The organism is Aureimonas ureilytica DSM 18598 = NBRC 106430, from assembly GCF_000382705.1.
GTDB classification, from domain to species: Bacteria; Pseudomonadota; Alphaproteobacteria; order Rhizobiales; family Rhizobiaceae; genus Aureimonas; species Aureimonas ureilytica.
Genome location: NZ_ARQE01000001.1, coordinates 62,571 through 77,844, shown reverse-complemented (window position 1 = coordinate 77,844; position 15,274 = coordinate 62,571). Strand labels below are relative to the sequence as shown.

The window sequence follows — 15,274 nt, the reverse complement described above, 5'->3', positions numbered from 1 at the left end:
GTTTCCGTTCGCCCCGACCGGCTCGTCACCTCAGTCGAGTTCGATGACGATCTTGCCGAAGGCGCCCCGTTCGAGATGGTCGAGCGCGGCGGGAAGCTCGTCCATCCGGTAGCGCGCGTCGATCACCGGCTTCAGGCCGGTCGCGTCCACCGCGCGCACCAGATCCTCCAGCGCCCGCCGATGGCCGACGCGAATGCCCTGCACGGTCGCGTTCTTCATCATCAGGGGACCCGCGCTGCCCGAGAGATCGAAGCCTTCCATCACGCCGATCACCGACACGCGGCCGCCGATCGCCACCGCCTCCAGCGAGCGGGCGAGATGCGCGCCGCCGACGAGTTCCAGAATATGGTCGAGGCCCCGACCCCCGGTCAGCCGATGCGTGGCGGCGGGCCAGTCCTCCCGGCTCCGGTCGATCGCGTGATCGGCGCCGAGCGCCTTCGCGCGCGCCAGCTTGTCGGCGCTGCCCGAGGTGACGAAGACCTCGGCGCCATGGGCCTTGGCGATCTGCAGGCCGAACAGCGCGACGCCGCCCGTGCCCTGCACGAGAACCCGCTCGCCCGCGCGCAGCCGTCCCTGCTCCACGAGCGCGAACCAGGCGGTGAGCCCGGCGCAGGGCAGGGTGCTCGCCTGCGCCAGATCGAGCAAGGCGGGCGCGCGCACCAGCCAATCCTCCGGCAGCGCGACGTAATCGGCGAGAACGCCCGGATGCTGGCCGCCGAGCGCGCGCCCGTCCAGCGCATCGGCGCGGCCGGGCGCGGGGCCGTCGATCCAGCCGGGGAAGAAGGTCGCGAGGACCCGGTCGCCCGGCCGGAAGCGGCTCGCCGCCTCGCCCAGCGCTTCCACCGTGCCGGCCATGTCCGACAGCGGCGTCAGCGGAAAGGGCAGCGCTGCGCCCATCCCGCTGTCGATCACGAGGCGGTCGCGATAGTTGAGCGACACCGCCGCGACCTTCACCAGCACTTCGCCCGGGCCGGGCGCCGGACGCGGGGCCTCTTCCAGGCGCAGATTCTCGCGGCCGAAGCCCGTCAACTGCCAATGTCGCATCGTCACCGTCTCCGAAGGTTCGAGATGGCGGAACGATAGCGTTGATCTCCGGGCGCCTGTGGCGATAGTTCTTCCTCATACTGGCGCGTATGGGGCGACAATCACATGGCGGAAACCGATCTTCTCGCGGACCTTCCCGCCTTTGTCGCGTCCGTGGATGCGGGCGGCTTCGCGGCGGCCGCGCAGCGGCTCAACCTGTCGCGCTCGGCGGTTGCCAAATCCGTCGGCCGGCTCGAGGCGCGGCTGGGCGTGCGGCTCTTTCACCGCACGACGCGCTCCCTGACGCTGACCGAGGACGGGCAGCTTTTTCTCGACCATGGCCGGCGGGCGCTCGGCGAGATGCAGGCGGGCCGGGCGCTTCTGGAATCGGGGCGGCGGGAGGTGGCGGGCCGGCTGCGCGTGTCCATGCCGGTCCTCTTCGGCCGCGTCTGCGTCGCGCCGCTCCTGATCCGCATGGCCGAGGCGCATCCCAAGCTGGAGCTCGATCTCGCCTTCAGCGACCGGCTGGTGGATGTGGTGGAGGACGGGTTCGACCTCGTGGTGCGCAACGGGCCGTTGCAGAGCTGGCCCGGCCTGATGGCGCGGCGCATCGCCCATCAGCACATGCGGGTCTGTGCCGCGCCCGCCTATCTCGACGCCGCAGGCCGGCCCGGGACGCCGGCGGATCTGGAGCGGCACCGCGCCATTCTCTATGGCCGGGCGGGGCGCGTCCTGTCCTGGCAGTTTCCGCAAGAGGCCGGCCCGGCGCTGACGCTGACGCCGCCGAGCCGCCTGCGCTTCGACGATCTCGGCGCGATCCGCGACGCGGCCGTCGCGGGCTATGGGCTCGCCTGGCTGCCCTGCTGGCTGATCCGGGACGACGTGGCGGCCGGGCGTCTCGTTCTCGTTCTGGACGAGGAGCCCTCGACGGTCTTCGACTGCCACGCGCTTTGGCCGCAGACGGTGCCTCTTGCGCCCCGCGTGCGCCTCGCGCTGGATACGCTGGCGGCCGAGCTGCCGGACGCGACGAGCCTGCGGACCCTCTGCCCGCCCGTGGGCAAAGCGCAGGCGTGACGATCGCGCGCGACGACATTGCGTCGCCGCTGCGAGATTTCAGGGAAACGACCCACGCGAGCGCAGATGCAGAAAGCCTGCCACGTCGAAACCGATGATCGATGATGTGAAGGAAAACTGGAGCGGGCGATGGGATTCGAACCCACGACCCCAACCTTGGCAAGGTTGTGCTCTACCCCTGAGCTACGCCCGCCCGCTCTCGTTTCCGCCCCGGCGCTGATGTCCGCTGCGGATGAGCGGCTTATGGACGATGGCTCGGTGCTTTGCAATAGGAAAAATGCAGAAGCGTCGCAAAGCGGGAAAAGGCGTTTGGAAACAGGGGCTTGCGCAACCCCTTCGCGCCTTGCCCGGCGGCGGGCTGTGAATGGAGGGCGCGACTCGCCGCTCTCGCCCGCTCCCGCCGGGCTTCGCGGCGGTGCGCCGGGCCCGGCCTGGAGCCGCGCGGCGCTTGACGGCGCGTCGGTGGCGATGGCACGACCGGGCTTGGGTATCCGAGCGCCGGGAGAGCATTCATGGTCGATGGGACGCAAGGCGAGGCGAATCGGGACGGCTGGGGAGCGCCGGGCACGGACGCGGTCCTGCGCACGCTCGCGCCCGATCTCGCCGAGCGCTTCGCCGCCCTCGGCCTGCCGACGCGCACGCTCGCCCATGAGCCGGTCTTCACGGTCGGCCAATCGCAGGAGCTGCGCGGCGCGATCCCAGGCGCGCACACCAAGAACCTCTTCCTGAAGGACAAGAAGAGCCGGCTCTTTCTGGTCGTGGCCGAGGAGGACACGCCGATCGATCTGAAGACGCTGCACACGCGCATCGGCGCGCAGGGACGCCTGTCCTTCGGCTCGCCCGAGCAGATGCGCGAGCGGCTCGGCGTCGAGCCCGGCTCCGTCACTGCCTTCGGCGTCGTCAACGATGCGGACGGCGTGGTGACGCTCGTTCTTGATGAGCGGCTCCTCGGGCACGATATCATCAACTGCCATCCCCTGACGAACCGCGGAACGACATCGATCGCGCGGGATCATCTCCTGGCCCTGTTCGCCGCCGTCTCGCACGACCCCCTGGTCGTGCGGCTGGAAGCGGACGCGGCCGAACTTGCGAGCGGACAGACCCCATGAGCGACAATCCCTACGCGTCCGGCCTTACGGGCTTCGGCCGGCAGAGCGTTTCGCCCCGTGGCCCGGCGGGCGCAGCGCCCGCCCCGGGCGGTGAGGCCGGGGGCGATCTCGTCAAGGACACGACCACGGCGGCCTTCTCGGCCGACGTCATCCGCGAATCGCGCAACCAGCCGGTTCTCGTGGATTTCTGGGCGCCCTGGTGCGGCCCCTGCAAGCAGCTCACCCCCGTGATCGAGCGCGTCGTGCGCGCGGCGGGCGGCCGGGTGAAGCTCGTGAAGATGAATATCGACGATCACCCCTCGATCGCCGGCCAGCTCGGCGTCCAGTCGATTCCGGCCGTCTTCGCCTTCGTCAACGGCCAGCCGGTGGACGGGTTCATGGGCGCCTTGCCCGAGAGCGAGGTGAAGGCCTTCGTGGACCGGCTTGTGAAGATGGGCGGCGGCGAGGCGGGCGGCGACCCGATGGACGAGGCGATCGCGCAGGCCGCCGAGTTCCTGGCGGCGGGCGATGCGGCGGGCGCCGCGCAGCTCTACTCCGCCGTGCTCCAGCACGACCCCGAGAACGCCAAGGCCGGCGCGGGTCTTGCCGAATGCTTCCTCGCGGCGGGGCACGCCGACCGGGCGCAGGCGGTGATCGACCAGATGCCGCCCGAAGTGCTGAACGACCCGGCCTTCGCCTCGGTGAAGACCAAGCTGAAGCTCGCCGAGGAACTGGCGGGTCTCGGCGATCAGGCCGAGCTTCAGGCGCGGCTCGAGGGCAATCCGGACGACCATCAGGCGCGCTTCGACCTCGCCCTGATCGCGCAGGCCAAGGGCGAGCGGGACGTGGCGGCCGGCCATCTCCTGGAGATCGTCAAGCGCGACCGGACCTTCGCGGACGATGGCGCGCGCCGCAAGCTCGTCGAATTCTTCGACGCCTGGGGTCCGATGGACCCCGCCACGAAGGAAGGGCGCCGCCGCCTGTCCTCGCTCCTGTTCCGGTAGGATTTGTCGCGCGCCGCATCCGGTTCGGGCTCTTGAGTTCGGGACGCGGCGCGCCAATTCCAGGCGTTCAATCGGAGAAATGCATTGGTGCAAGCCGGCAACGTCACCTATCGCTCGGAAGCCGATCTGCCGGAAACGGTGGCGGTGTTTCCCCTCACCGGCGCGCTGCTTCTGCCGGGCGGGCAGATGCCGCTCAATATTTTCGAGCCGCGCTACATCGCGCTGATCGACAGCGCCATGTCGGGCGAGCGGGTGCTCGGCATGATCCAGCCGCGCCTCGACGGCGCCATGCGGCCGGACGGCGAGCCCGAACTCTGCGCCGTCGGGTGCCTGGGGCGCATCACCTCGCTGACCGAGACCGGCGACGGGCGCTATCTCGTCAATCTCCAGGGCATCGCGCGCTTTCGCGTGTCGGAGGAACTGGAGAGCGACGAGCCCTTCCGCCTGTGCCGCGTCACGCCGTTCGCGGGCGATCTCTCGTCCGGCGGGGGCGAGGAGGAGGTGGATCGCGACGCGCTTCTGAAGAGCTTCCGCGCCTATCTCCAGGCCAACCAGCTGGAAGCCGATTGGGACAGCGTGTCCAAAGCCTCCAACGAGACGCTGGTCAACGCGCTGTCGATGATGTCCCCCTATGGCGCGGCGGAAAAGCAGGCGCTTCTGGAAGCGCCGGACCTGCGCACCCGCGCCGAAACGCTGGTGGCGATCACCGAGATCGCGCTGGCCCGCGAGGGCAGCGAGGACGGCGGCGGGCAGATCCTGCAATAGGCCTTCGATGTCGGCCCGTCGGTCCCTTGGCACCGGCGGAGCCGGACGCTATCGGATACCGACTTTGAAGACAGAGGCCGGCCGGCGCGGGGCGAGGATGCCTGGCGCGCGGCCGTCCACGAGGAGATAAGCATGGTCGACGACGCGGAGCGCAAGGGCCGGCCCGACCCCAAGCTCTTGGAGCTTCTGGTCTGCCCGCTCACCAAGACGGGCCTCAGCTACGATTCCGAGCGCAACGAGCTGGTCTCCCGCGCCGCCCGGCTCGCCTATCCGATCCGCAACGGCATTCCGATCATGCTGCCGTCCGAAGCGCGCGAACTCGACTGAACGAGACGGGGCCGGTCCCGCCGGCCCTTCTCGTATCACCCATCGGCCGAGCCGTGGCCGATCCATTCGGAAAGGTTCGCGCCCCATGTCCCGTCCGCCGCTGCCGCCCTTCGACTTTGCCGCCGCCGTCCAGAAGGCCCGTATGGCCGAGGACGCCTGGAACAGCCGCGACCCCGAGCGCGTGTCGCTGGCCTATACGATTGAAAGCCAATGGCGAAACCGCGCCGAGTTCCTGACGGGCCGCGAGGAGATCGTCGCCTTTCTCACCCGCAAATGGCATCGCGAGCTGGACTACCGGCTGATCAAGGAAGTCTGGGCCCATGCGGGCGCGCGCATTGCCGTGCGCTTCGTCTACGAATGGCGCGATGACAGCGACCAGTGGTTCCGCTCGCACGGCAACGAGAACTGGGAGTTCGACGCGGCCGGCCTCATGGCGCGCCGCCACGCCTCGATCAACGACGTGCGGATCAGGCCGGAGGAGCGCAAGTTCCATTGGCCGCTCGGCCGCCGGCCGGACGATCATCCGGGTTTGAGCGAACTCGGCCTGTAACCGAACCCAAGCCTCAGACCAGCGGGCCGAACACCAGCGCCGTGCAGAGAAGCAGCGAGGCGGCGAGGAGCGCCGCGTCCAGAACCGGGCGCGGGCGGCGCCAGGCGGCGACGCGCGCGGTGCGGGCGTGATCGGCGAGGGCCTCGCGGCCGAGCGCGCCCTCGCTTTCGCACATGGAAGAGGCGCCGCGCATCAGATGCCCTCGCCGTCGCGGACCGTGGTCGGATCGGCCGGCGCCGCCTCGGTCTCGGCCGGCACCATGAGCCGGCGCAGGAGCGGACGCAGCGCGAAATCGAGCGCGCCCAGCAGCACCGCCTTCCAGAGCGCGAGGCCGAGGATCAGCGCGAAGAGGCCGATGGCGACGGCCGCCGCCGCGCGGAAGATCGTGACGCCGCGCGCGCGCGCGGGATCGGCGGCGAGCGCCGGACCGAGCCATTCGGCTCTCACACGCTCGAACTGCGAGCGGGGCGCGGCGGGACTCGCGGCCTGCGCCGAGCGCGCCGCCGTGCCGGGCGCGTCCTCGACGCGCGGCAGGCCGGTCACGATGCCGAGCGCCACCGTCTCGTTGGTGAGCGGGTCGATCAGGATGAAGGCGCCCAGCTCGCGGCTTTCCGAATAGAGCGTCGCCACCGGCGGCTTGTCGAATTGCAGCGTGACGCGGCCGATCTCGTTCATGAGAAGGGCGTTGGCCGAGCGCGGCTGGTAGGAATGGATGTCCACCGCCTCGTCCAGCGAGCGCACGTTGACGGGCGTCTGCGCGCTGGAAAGCTTGGCGACGAAGCGCCCGCCGGCGATGAGCGGGCGATCCACCATCCAGAGGATTTCGGCCTGGAGGGTGCGATGCGCGGCGATCGGATCGCCGACCTTGACGAGCACGTCGCCGCGCGAAGCGTCGATCTCGTCGTTCAGCGTCAGCGTGATCGCCTCGCCGTCCTCGGCGCTCTCCACCTGCCCGTTCGGCCCGTAGACGGCCTTGACGGTGGAGCGCTGTCGGCTCGGCAGGGAGAGAACCGCGTCGCCCTGCGAAATGCGCCCGCCCGCCGCCGTTCCGCAGAAGCCGCGGAAGTCGAGATTGGGGCGGTTCACCCATTGCACCGGCAGGCGGAAATGCGGCGAGCCGGCCGCAAAGGTCTGCGGCTCCACCTCTTCCAGCGTCTCCAAGAGCGTCGGTCCCTTGTACCAGGGCGTGTGGGCGGAGCGCTCGGCGAGATTGTCGCCGTTCTTGGCCGAGAGCGGGATGTAGCGCACATCCGTGAAGCCGAGATGGGGGAGCAGCGCCTTGTAGCCCGCGACGATCTCGTTGAAGACGCTCTCGCTGAACTCCACGAGGTCCATCTTGTTCACCGCCACGATGACGGACTTGATGCCGACCATGGAGGTGATGAAGGAGTGCCGCCGCGTCTGGGCCAGGATGCCCTTGCGCGCGTCCACGAGGATGATGGCGAGTTCGGCCTGGCTCGCGCCGGTCGCCATGTTGCGGGTGTACTGCTCGTGCCCCGGCGTGTCGGCGATGATGAAGGCGCGCTTCTTCGTGTTGAAGTAGCGATAGGCGACGTCGATCGTGATGCCCTGCTCGCGCTCGGCCGAGAGCCCGTCCACCAGAAGCGCGAAGTCGAGATCGCTGCCCGTCGTGCCGAACTTCTTGGAGTCGCGCTGAAGCGCTTCCATCTGGTCGTCGAAGACGGAATTGGTGTCGAAGAGAAGCCGGCCGATCAGCGTGGACTTGCCGTCGTCCACCGAGCCGCAGGTGATGAAGCGCAGGAGCGAGGCCTTGGCGCCGGCGGCGGCCACGGCAGCGGCTTGCGCGCGCAGGTCGGCGGCCTTCGCGGGGTCAAGCGAGGCATCGAGCGGCGCGTCGTCCGGGGCCGGACCGGCGAAGGTCTGGTCCTCGGCCAGCGCCGCGCGGTTGGTGGCGCTGTCGAGGGCTGCGTCGGCTTCTGCGGAGGAAGGGCGTGCCGCGGACATCAGAAATACCCTTCCTGCTTCTTTTCTTCCATGGAGGCGCCGCCGTCGCGGTCGATCACCCGGCCCTCGCGCTCGGAGGAGCGGGAGGCGCGCATCTCGGCGATGATCTCGGGCAGCGTCGTGGCGGTGGAGCGCACCGCGCCCGTCAGCGGATAGCAGCCGAGCGTGCGGAAGCGGACCAGCTCGTCCGATGTCGCCTCACCCTCGGCGAGCTTCATGCGCTCGTCGTCGCGCATGATCAGCGTGCCGTCGCGCGAGACCACGGGGCGGTGCTTGGCGAAGTAGAGCGGCACGACGGGAATGTCTTCCAGCGCGATATAGTCCCACACGTCGGCCTCGGTCCAATTGGACAAGGGAAACACGCGAAAACTTTCGCCCTGGCGCTTACGGGTGTTGAAGAGGTGCCAGGGCTCGGGGCGCTGGTTCTTGGGCTCCCAGCGATGCTCGGCCGAGCGCAGCGAGAAGACGCGCTCCTTGGCGCGGCTCTTCTCCTCGTCGCGCCGCGCGCCGCCGAAGGCCGCGTCGAACTTGTACTTGCCGAGCGCCTGCTTCAGCCCTTCCGTCTTCATCACGTCCGTGTGGAGGCGCGAGCCGGAATCGAACGGGTTGATGCCGGCCTTCAGGCCCTCCTCGTTCGTGTGAACGAGGAGGTCGAGATCCCATTCGCGCGCGATGCGGTCGCGAAACTCGATCATCTCGCGGAACTTCCAGGTCGTGTCGACATGGAGCAGCGGGAAGGGCAGCTTGCCCGGCGCGAAGGCCTTGCGCGCCAGATGCAGCATGACCATCGAATCCTTGCCGATGGAGAAGAGCATCACCGGGTTCTCGGCCGTCGCCGCCACTTCGCGGATGATGTAGATCGACTCCGCCTCGAGGCTCTGGAGATGGGTCATGTGCTTCATGGCAGGGGACCTTTGACGCCCGGCAGGCGCGGGCGCGGCTGAGAAGGGGAATAAGTCGGCGCAGTCCAGTCAGGCAGGGCCAGTCAGAAGCAGCCGATCAGAACGGGCCGATCAGGAGGGAATCGTCTCGAAGGCGCTGTCGCCGGGGGCGGGGCGGCCGTCTTCCGCGCGCACGGGCAGGCCGGCCTCGTCCACATGCAGGCCGCATTCGCGCTTGGTTTCCTCTTCCCACCACCAGCGGCCCGCCCGCTCGACCTCGCCGGGGCGGATGGCGCGGGTGCAGGGGGCGCAGCCGATGGAGAGAAAGCCCTGATCGTGCAGCGGGTTCACCGGCACGGCGTGGTCGACCGTGAAGACGCGGATTTCCTCGCGCGTCCAGTCGAAGAGCGGGTTGGCCTTGATGAGGCCGCGCGCGCCGTCGAAGGACACGAAGTCGAGCCGCTCGCGATTGGCCGACTGGTCGCGGCGCAGGCCCGTGATCCAGCCCGACGCGCCCGACAGAGCGCGGCCGAGCGGCTCCACCTTGCGCACGCCGCAGCAGGCCTTGCGCATTTCGGGCGCGAAATAGAAGCCGTTGATGCCCTGATCGCCGATCAGCTCTTCGAGCGCTTCGGCCTGCGGATATTTCGCCTTGATGCGCCGGCCATAGGTCTCTTCCGTCTGCTGCCAGAGTTGGTAGGTCTCGGGAAACAGGCGGCCGGTGTCGAGCGTCACGACGTCGATCGCCAGCTTCTCTCGGAAGATCAGATGGGTCAGCATCTGGTCCTCGATGCCGAGCGAGGTCGTGAAGACGATGCGGCCGGGCAGGCGCTCCGTCAGAAGGCGCAGGCGCTCATTGGGCTTAAGGCCCGCGAAGCTGTCGTTCAGCTCCTGCGCGAGCTCGGCGCTCATGCGGCCTCTCCCGCGCGGGCGGCGAGGCGCTTCTGCAGGATGCTCTGATCCTCGCCATAGCCCGTCTGGTAATGGTCGCGGACGATGTCCTTGGCCTTCATCCATTGATCAACAGGCTGGCGCTCGGCCATCTGGTCGGGCAGCCAGACCTCATCGAAGCCGCAGGCGAGCGCCTCGGCGAACTGGTCCGCGATGAGGGGGCCGCTGGCGCGCAGCGTACCGGAAAAGCCCGCGCGGCGCAGGCGCTTGGCGAGCGAGAAGCCGCGCCCGTCCGAGAAGGACGGAAAGCGAACCGAGATCAGCTCCACCTGCCCGAAATAGGGCTCGACGGCGCAGACCGGCGCGTCGCCGGCGACCGCCAGACCCAAGGGCGCGTTGCGCCGGTCGGCAATGGCCTGATCGATGACGGTGAGCGGCACGAGAACCGCGCCCTCGCTCAAGGACAGATCGGCAATGTCCTCGACAGGGGTGAACTCGTCGGTCTTCTCTCCGGCGGCGGTGACGAGAAGGCTCATGCGTGCGCTCCTTCACCCGCCGTGCTGCCCGCGACATAGGCCGTGAAGCCCTGCTTGAAGGGCTCCAGCCCCGCGCGCTTCACCGTGTCGATGAAGGTTTCGCCCGTCTGCCGCTCGCTCATGTAGACGCCGACCAGCGCTTCGATCGCGCCCGGCACCTGTTCGGCGTCGATGCCCGGCCCGACGCGCTCGCCGAGCGCGGCATGTTCGGAGGCGTCGCCGCCGACCGTGATCTGGTAATTCTCGCGGCCCGACTTTTCGAGGCCGAGAATGCCGATATGGCCGACATGGTGGTGGCCGCAGGCGTTGATGCAGCCCGAGATCTTGATCTGGAGCGGACCGACCTCCTTCTGCTTGGCCTCGTCGGCGTAGAGATTGGAAATGTCCTGCGCGATCGGGATCGAGCGGGCCGTCGCCAGCGCGCAATAATCGAGGCCGGGGCAGGCGATGATGTCGGTGACGAGACCGGCATTGGCGGTGGCAAGGCCCGCCGCCTTCAGCGCGGCGTAGACCGCCGGCACGTCGTCCTTGCGCACATGCGGCAGAACGAGGTTCTGGACGTGCGTCACGCGGAACTCGTCAAACGAATAGCGCTCCGCGATATCGGCGAAGGCGCGCATTTCCTTGTCCGACATGTCGCCCGGCACGCCGCCGATGGGCTTCAAGGAGACGGTCAGCGCGATATAGCCGGGCTGGCGATGCGCAAAGCCGTTCTGCTCCACGAAGCGGTCGAGTTCCGGGTCGGCCGCGCGGGCGGCCTCCAGCACCGAAGAGGACTCGGGCAGGGTCTCGTAGGCGGGGGCCGCGAAATAGCGCGCGATGCGCTCCACTTCTTCCGCCGGCGCGTTGATCGTCGGGCCGTTGAGCTCAGCATATTCGGCTTCGACGCGAGCCTTGAACTCGTCCGTGCCGATCTCGTGGACGAGGATCTTCACGCGCGCCTTGTACTTGTTGTCGCGCCGGCCTTCCGCGTTGTAGACGCGCATGATCGCCTCGAGATAGGCGAGCAGCTCGGCCTTGGGCAGGAAGTCGCGGATCACCTTGCCGACCATCGGCGTGCGGCCGAGACCGCCGCCCACGACGACCTCGTAGCCGATCTCGTTGGTTTCCGCGTGGCGCAGGATGCGCAGGCCGATATCGTGGACCTTGATCGCCGCGCGGTCATGCTCGGCGCCGGTCACGGCGATCTTGAACTTGCGCGGCAGCCAGGAAAATTCCGGATGCAGGCTCGACCACTGGCGGATCAGCTCGCCGGTCGGGCGCGGGTCTTCCACCTCGTCGGCGGCGACGCCGGCGAACTGGTCCGCCGTGACGTTGCGGATGCAATTGCCCGAGGTCTGGATGCAGTGCATCTCGACATCGGCCAGAAGGTCCATGATGTCGGGGACGTCGCGCAGCTTCGGCCAATTGTACTGAAGGTTCTGGCGCGTGGTGAAATGCGCGTAGCCCTTGTCGTATTTCTCGGCGATCAGGGCGAGCTGGCGCATCTGCTTGGAGTTCAGCGTGCCATAGGGCACGGCGACGCGCAGCATGTAGGCGTGCAGCTGGAGATAGAGGCCGTTCTTGAGGCGCAGCGGCTTGAACTCGTCGTCCGAGAGCGAGCCGTCGAGCCGGCGCTCCACCTGATGGCGAAACTGCTGGACGCGCTCGCGCACGAAGCGCTCGTCGAATTCGTCGTACCGATACATGCCTGTCGTCCTCGATCGGTTCCGGCGCTCTTGCGGGCGCCCGGTGGGTGGTGAGAGCGCTTAAGGGCTCCCCATCCCGAAACGCTTAAAATTCAGCCTGCTTGCCGTATTGCGGCAGAATGCTCGGACCCTTCTGGCGGATCGCCTCGCGAAAATGCGTGGCGACCGGCAGCCCGTCCGCGTCGAGCGTGACCTCGACGAGATAGGGATCGACGACCTGATTGCCCTTGAAGCCCCTGGCGCCCGCGTCTTCCATGAAGGCGACCGTCTCGGCATCATCAGCCACCAGCGCGGCCTTGGGGTCGAGGCTCCAGCCCTCGCGGGTCAGGAACACGACGTCGCCGTCCAGAAGGTCGTTGGCGCTCATGATGACGGGGAGCTTCGGCCCCTTGGTCTTCGCACCCGCCTTGACGTCGCTCGCCATTCCCGATGGTCCTTTTCTGCCGGCCTTCCCGGCCGCCGATCGCGCGGCGGCCACGAAGACACCTCCCGACATCCGAAGAGATGTCGCGGCTCGCTTGTTATCGTTCTAAATAATCCAATGCCAGCGTGGTTGCGCCGAAGAGGATTTCCTTCGGCGCCACTCAAGCGGATGTTTTTGCTCATTCGAGCCCCGGCCGCGCAATGCGCGCGCCGCAGCGCCGTCAGACCGGCTCGCCGCGCAGAAGGCGGGGCGTGGACGGGTTGAGGCCGGACGCCTGCTCGATGAAATAGCGCTTGGCGAAGGGCGCGCGGTCCACCAGCGACAGGCCGAAGGAGCGGGCGGCCCGCAGCATCGGATTGTCATTGGAAAAGAGCCGGTTCAGGACATCGGTGGTGACGCCCATCTGCACCGTGTCGAAGCGGCGCCAGCGCTCGTAGCGCTGCAGCGTGTCGAGCGCGCCGATGTCGAGCCCGAGGCGCGCGGCCTCCACCACCGTCTCGGCCAGCGCCGCGACGTCCTTGAAGCCGAGATTGAGTCCCTGGCCGGCGATCGGATGAATGCCGTGCGCGGCGTCTCCGGCGAGCGCGATGCGCGGTTTGACGAAGTCGCGCGCGAGCGTCAGCCCCAGAGGAAACGCGCGGGGTTTGCCCTCGACGGTGAGCGCGCCGAGCTTCAGGCCGAAGCGCTGCTCCAGCTCCAGCTCGAACACCATCTCGTCGGCCCGCAGCAGGCGCTCGGCCTCGGCCGTGGATTCGGTCCAGACCAGCGAGGAGCGGTTGTCCGTGAGCGGCAGGATGGCGAAGGGGCCGGCGGGCAGGAAATGCTCCTCGGCGCGCCCCTCGTGCGGGCGCTCGTGGCGCACCGTCGCCACGATGCCGCTCTGGCCGTAATCGGTGTGGACGGTGCGGATGCCCGCCATGTCGCGGATCGCCGAGCGCACGCCGTCGGCGGCGACGAGAAGCTTGGCCTCGATCGCGCCCGCGCCGGTTTCCACCGTGACGGAGGCGGGGCCGACCTGGAGCCCGGTGACCGCCGCGCCCGAGCGGATGGGAATGCCCAGCTCATCGGCGCGGGCGCGAAGCGCCCCGTTCAGCGCGACGTTCGGCACCATATGGGCGAAGGGCTCGCCCGGCTCGGCCTCGCCGCCGAAGGTCAGGAAGACCGGGCGCACCGGATCGTTGGTGCGCGAATCCGTGACGATCATCTCGCGGATCGCCTGCGCCTCCGGCGCGATCGCCTCCCACACGCCGAGCCGTGTCAGCATCCGCACGGCGGCCGCCGCGATGGCCGAGGCGCGCGTGTCGCGCTCCCAGACGCCGTCCGGCGCGGCATCCACCAGCACCACGGACAATTCGGGCGCGGCCTGGCGGATGGCGACGGCGGTGCCGAGCCCGACATAGCCCGCGCCGGCGACGACGATGTCGGCGCGCTCGGGCAGGGTCTCAAGGCGAGGATCGGACATGGGGCGGCTCCGGTTCGAAATTCAGAAGGGCGGCGCCTGCGGGCGGCCGACCCTCGTCCGGTGATAGTGTCTCCAGCGGACCAAGGACAAGTGTGGCGTCGTGGCCGCGCCCTTCAACCCCATGCTCTTTCACCCAATGCGACCACGGATCGGGTGAAGGATTTTGTTTGACGGACTTAGTAATAATCTTCCGCAACATTTGCCGTTGACCTTCGCTTGAAGAAGCCCGAAATCATCTCCCGCAACGTCAACGAAGGGCGGCATAGAGGCGTGACCAGTGATGCGCGGGGCCGGGTCGACCGGCTGTCCTTTGGGCTGCTGGGTCGCGTCCTGAGGAAGGGGCGCTCGCGGCTTCCCCATGGCTCGATCGCCATCCGGCCCGAATCGAGCGGCCTCTACACCACGCTCGTCGCCGGGCTCGCCTTCAGCATGATTCCCAGCTCGATCATGGGGCTGACGATTCTGGCGGTCGGTCTTTATGCCCATGCGGCGCTCGGCTCGCTCACGATCCTGACCGCGACCTGTCTCGGGGGCCTGGCCTCGGCCGCCAAGGTGACGCTCGTCGGCCTGCATCGCCGCCGTCTCGGCCAGGGGGCCGCCACGCTGGAGGAGGCGCGGGTCTGGGAACTGGGGCATGGGGCGACGACCTGCGCCATGGCCTCCTCGGTCGGCGCCCTGTCGGCGGGCCTCTTCGCCCAGTCGGACGCCACGCTCCACATGCTCGCGACCGGCCTCGTCTTCGGCTATTGCTCGGGCGTCGCGGCGCGCATCTTCCTGCGCCCCAAGCTCGCCATCGCCGCGCTCCTGATCGCCGCCTTTCCGGCGGCCGTGTCCGCCCTGACCTTCGGCGGCACGCCCGACCGCATTCTGGGCGTGATCTTCCTGTTCTTCCTGGGCGGTAGTTTCGAGAGCGTGCGCCACCTCTACGCGGTGTCCGCCGAGGAGATCGAGCTGCGCATGAAGATGGCGCATCTCGCCCGCACCGACGCCCTGACGGGCCTGTCCAACCGCCTCGCCATTCAGGAGGCCGCGCTCTGGTTTCCGGGCGGCGGGGAGGGTTTCGCGGCGGTGCATTGCTTCGATCTCGACGACTTCAAGACCGTGAACGACCGCTGGGGCCACGCGGCGGGTGACGAGCTTCTGCGGCGCGTCGCCGACCGGCTCCACGCCTTTCTCGGCGAGCGGGACATCGCGATCCGCACCGGCGGCGACGAATTCGTGATCCTCCAGCCGAGGCTGGATCATCCGGAACAGGCGGAAGCCTTCGCCATGCGATTGGTCGAGTTCCTCTGCGAGCCCTACGATCTCGGCGACACGCCCGTGCGGATCGGATTCAGCTACGGCTACCGCGTCGATCCGGCCGCCTGGGCGGAGCTCGAGCCCATGCTGCGCGCGGCCGATGCCGCCTCCTACCGAGCCAAGCAGCGCGGCGGCGGCCTCGAACGCGCGGCCTGACGCCGACCTCGCGGAAACCCCTTCTCGCGAAAAGGCGTCCTCGCGAAAGGCCCGGCTCGCCAAAAGCCGGGCGTAAAACCCTCGCCCTTTCGGCCGCCCGCCTCTTGTCGCATAAGGAACGCCACAGAAACGGCCGGCGCC

The 15,274-nt window shown here is 68.8% G+C and carries 16 protein-coding genes and 1 tRNA gene; 7 read left to right on the top strand and 10 right to left on the bottom strand.

The genetic code is table 11. The features are described from left to right. Positions 1–30: 30 nt before the first annotated feature. Entirely contained in the window at positions 31–1,044 is a 1,014-nt protein-coding gene (locus B146_RS0100370) for a zinc-dependent alcohol dehydrogenase family protein (RefSeq protein WP_019994418.1), read from the bottom strand. A gap of 105 nt (positions 1,045–1,149) precedes the next feature. On the opposite strand from B146_RS0100370, the gene B146_RS0100365 reads away from it, so the two are divergent. Continuing rightward, positions 1,150–2,097, top strand: a complete 948-nt coding sequence (locus tag B146_RS0100365) for a LysR family transcriptional regulator (RefSeq protein WP_019994417.1) — start codon at positions 1,150–1,152, stop codon at positions 2,095–2,097. Positions 2,098–2,215: 118 nt separating this feature from the next. Here the strand turns inward: B146_RS0100365 and B146_RS0100360 are convergent. Beyond that, positions 2,216–2,290, bottom strand: a tRNA-Gly gene (locus tag B146_RS0100360). Between the two features lie 319 nt (positions 2,291–2,609). Here B146_RS0100360 and B146_RS0100355 point away from each other — a divergent pair. The 5 genes from B146_RS0100355 (at position 2,610) to B146_RS0100335 (ending at position 5,831) form a co-directional block, all read left to right on the top strand. After that, entirely contained in the window at positions 2,610–3,206 is a 597-nt protein-coding gene (locus tag B146_RS0100355) for a prolyl-tRNA synthetase associated domain-containing protein (RefSeq protein WP_019994416.1), read from the top strand. Next, on the top strand, positions 3,203–4,189 hold the full coding sequence (trxA, locus tag B146_RS0100350) for a thioredoxin (RefSeq protein WP_019994415.1): 987 nt from the start codon (positions 3,203–3,205) through the stop codon (positions 4,187–4,189). Before B146_RS0100355 ends, trxA begins: the two co-directional genes overlap by 4 nt. Positions 4,190–4,276: 87 nt before the next feature. Continuing rightward, positions 4,277–4,954 carry an LON peptidase substrate-binding domain-containing protein gene (locus B146_RS0100345; protein ID WP_155897344.1) on the top strand — a complete coding sequence of 226 codons (678 nt, stop codon included), beginning with the start codon at positions 4,277–4,279 and terminating at the stop codon, positions 4,952–4,954. A gap of 132 nt (positions 4,955–5,086) precedes the next feature. Beyond that, on the top strand, positions 5,087–5,281 hold the full coding sequence (locus B146_RS0100340) for a Trm112 family protein (RefSeq protein ID WP_019994413.1): 195 nt from the start codon (positions 5,087–5,089) through the stop codon (positions 5,279–5,281). 85 nt (positions 5,282–5,366) lie between these two features. Next, positions 5,367–5,831 carry a nuclear transport factor 2 family protein gene (locus B146_RS0100335; protein ID WP_019994412.1) on the top strand — a complete coding sequence of 155 codons (465 nt, stop codon included), beginning with the start codon at positions 5,367–5,369 and terminating at the stop codon, positions 5,829–5,831. Between the two features lie 13 nt (positions 5,832–5,844). On the opposite strand, the gene B146_RS0100330 is transcribed toward B146_RS0100335, so the two are convergent. From B146_RS0100330 to B146_RS0100295, 8 genes are all read right to left on the bottom strand, one after another. After that, positions 5,845–6,024, bottom strand: a complete 180-nt coding sequence (locus B146_RS0100330; protein ID WP_019994411.1) for a hypothetical protein — start codon at positions 6,022–6,024, stop codon at positions 5,845–5,847. After that, positions 6,024–7,796, bottom strand: a complete 1,773-nt coding sequence (cysN, locus tag B146_RS24555; RefSeq protein ID WP_019994410.1) for a sulfate adenylyltransferase subunit CysN — start codon at positions 7,794–7,796, stop codon at positions 6,024–6,026. Before cysN ends, B146_RS0100330 begins: the two co-directional genes overlap by 1 nt. After that, the gene (cysD, locus tag B146_RS0100320) at positions 7,796–8,767 is read right to left on the bottom strand and encodes a sulfate adenylyltransferase subunit CysD (RefSeq protein ID WP_274532737.1); all 972 of its coding nucleotides are present in this window, start codon (positions 8,765–8,767) and stop codon (positions 7,796–7,798) included. The genes cysN and cysD overlap by 1 nt, the downstream gene beginning before the upstream one ends. 42 nt (positions 8,768–8,809) lie before the next feature. Next, on the bottom strand, positions 8,810–9,589 hold the full coding sequence (locus B146_RS0100315; RefSeq protein WP_019994408.1) for a phosphoadenylyl-sulfate reductase: 780 nt from the start codon (positions 9,587–9,589) through the stop codon (positions 8,810–8,812). After that, positions 9,586–10,104 (bottom strand): DUF934 domain-containing protein, encoded by a 519-nt coding sequence (locus B146_RS0100310; RefSeq protein WP_019994407.1) that lies wholly within the window; start codon positions 10,102–10,104, stop codon positions 9,586–9,588. Before B146_RS0100310 ends, B146_RS0100315 begins: the two co-directional genes overlap by 4 nt. Continuing rightward, positions 10,101–11,792: a nitrite/sulfite reductase gene (locus B146_RS24550; protein ID WP_019994406.1), complete on the bottom strand. Its 1,692-nt coding sequence runs from the start codon at positions 11,790–11,792 to the stop codon at positions 10,101–10,103. The genes B146_RS0100310 and B146_RS24550 overlap by 4 nt, the downstream gene beginning before the upstream one ends. Positions 11,793–11,877: 85 nt before the next feature. Next, on the bottom strand, positions 11,878–12,216 hold the full coding sequence (locus B146_RS0100300; RefSeq protein ID WP_019994405.1) for a DUF2849 domain-containing protein: 339 nt from the start codon (positions 12,214–12,216) through the stop codon (positions 11,878–11,880). 220 nt (positions 12,217–12,436) lie between these two features. Continuing rightward, positions 12,437–13,678 (bottom strand): ubiquinone biosynthesis hydroxylase, encoded by a 1,242-nt coding sequence (locus tag B146_RS0100295; protein WP_019994404.1) that lies wholly within the window; start codon positions 13,676–13,678, stop codon positions 12,437–12,439. A gap of 270 nt (positions 13,679–13,948) precedes the next feature. Here B146_RS0100295 and B146_RS27460 point away from each other — a divergent pair, with 270 nt between their 5' ends. Continuing rightward, a complete protein-coding gene (locus B146_RS27460; protein ID WP_155897281.1) occupies positions 13,949–15,133 on the top strand; it encodes a GGDEF domain-containing protein in 1,185 nt (394 codons plus the stop codon). Positions 15,134–15,274 lie beyond the last annotated feature (141 nt).

What these genes read in the sequence shown, in the direction of transcription:
- B146_RS0100370 (WP_019994418.1), bottom strand. Translation starts at nt 1,044, where the DNA reads ATGCGACATTGGCAGTTGACGGGCTTCGGCCGCGAGAATCTGCGCCTG.
- B146_RS0100365 (WP_019994417.1), top strand. Translation starts at nt 1,150, where the DNA reads ATGGCGGAAACCGATCTTCTCGCGGACCTTCCCGCCTTTGTCGCGTCC.
- B146_RS0100355 (WP_019994416.1), top strand. Translation starts at nt 2,610, where the DNA reads ATGGTCGATGGGACGCAAGGCGAGGCGAATCGGGACGGCTGGGGAGCG.
- trxA (WP_019994415.1), top strand. Translation starts at nt 3,203, where the DNA reads ATGAGCGACAATCCCTACGCGTCCGGCCTTACGGGCTTCGGCCGGCAG.
- B146_RS0100295 (WP_019994404.1), bottom strand. Translation starts at nt 13,678, where the DNA reads ATGTCCGATCCTCGCCTTGAGACCCTGCCCGAGCGCGCCGACATCGTC.
- B146_RS0100330 (WP_019994411.1), bottom strand. Translation starts at nt 6,024, where the DNA reads ATGCGCGGCGCCTCTTCCATGTGCGAAAGCGAGGGCGCGCTCGGCCGC.
- B146_RS0100300 (WP_019994405.1), bottom strand. Translation starts at nt 12,216, where the DNA reads ATGGCGAGCGACGTCAAGGCGGGTGCGAAGACCAAGGGGCCGAAGCTC.
- cysN (WP_019994410.1), bottom strand. Translation starts at nt 7,796, where the DNA reads ATGTCCGCGGCACGCCCTTCCTCCGCAGAAGCCGACGCAGCCCTCGAC.
- B146_RS0100340 (WP_019994413.1), top strand. Translation starts at nt 5,087, where the DNA reads ATGGTCGACGACGCGGAGCGCAAGGGCCGGCCCGACCCCAAGCTCTTG.
- B146_RS0100315 (WP_019994408.1), bottom strand. Translation starts at nt 9,589, where the DNA reads ATGAGCGCCGAGCTCGCGCAGGAGCTGAACGACAGCTTCGCGGGCCTT.
- B146_RS0100335 (WP_019994412.1), top strand. Translation starts at nt 5,367, where the DNA reads ATGTCCCGTCCGCCGCTGCCGCCCTTCGACTTTGCCGCCGCCGTCCAG.
- B146_RS24550 (WP_019994406.1), bottom strand. Translation starts at nt 11,792, where the DNA reads ATGTATCGGTACGACGAATTCGACGAGCGCTTCGTGCGCGAGCGCGTC.
- B146_RS0100310 (WP_019994407.1), bottom strand. Translation starts at nt 10,104, where the DNA reads ATGAGCCTTCTCGTCACCGCCGCCGGAGAGAAGACCGACGAGTTCACC.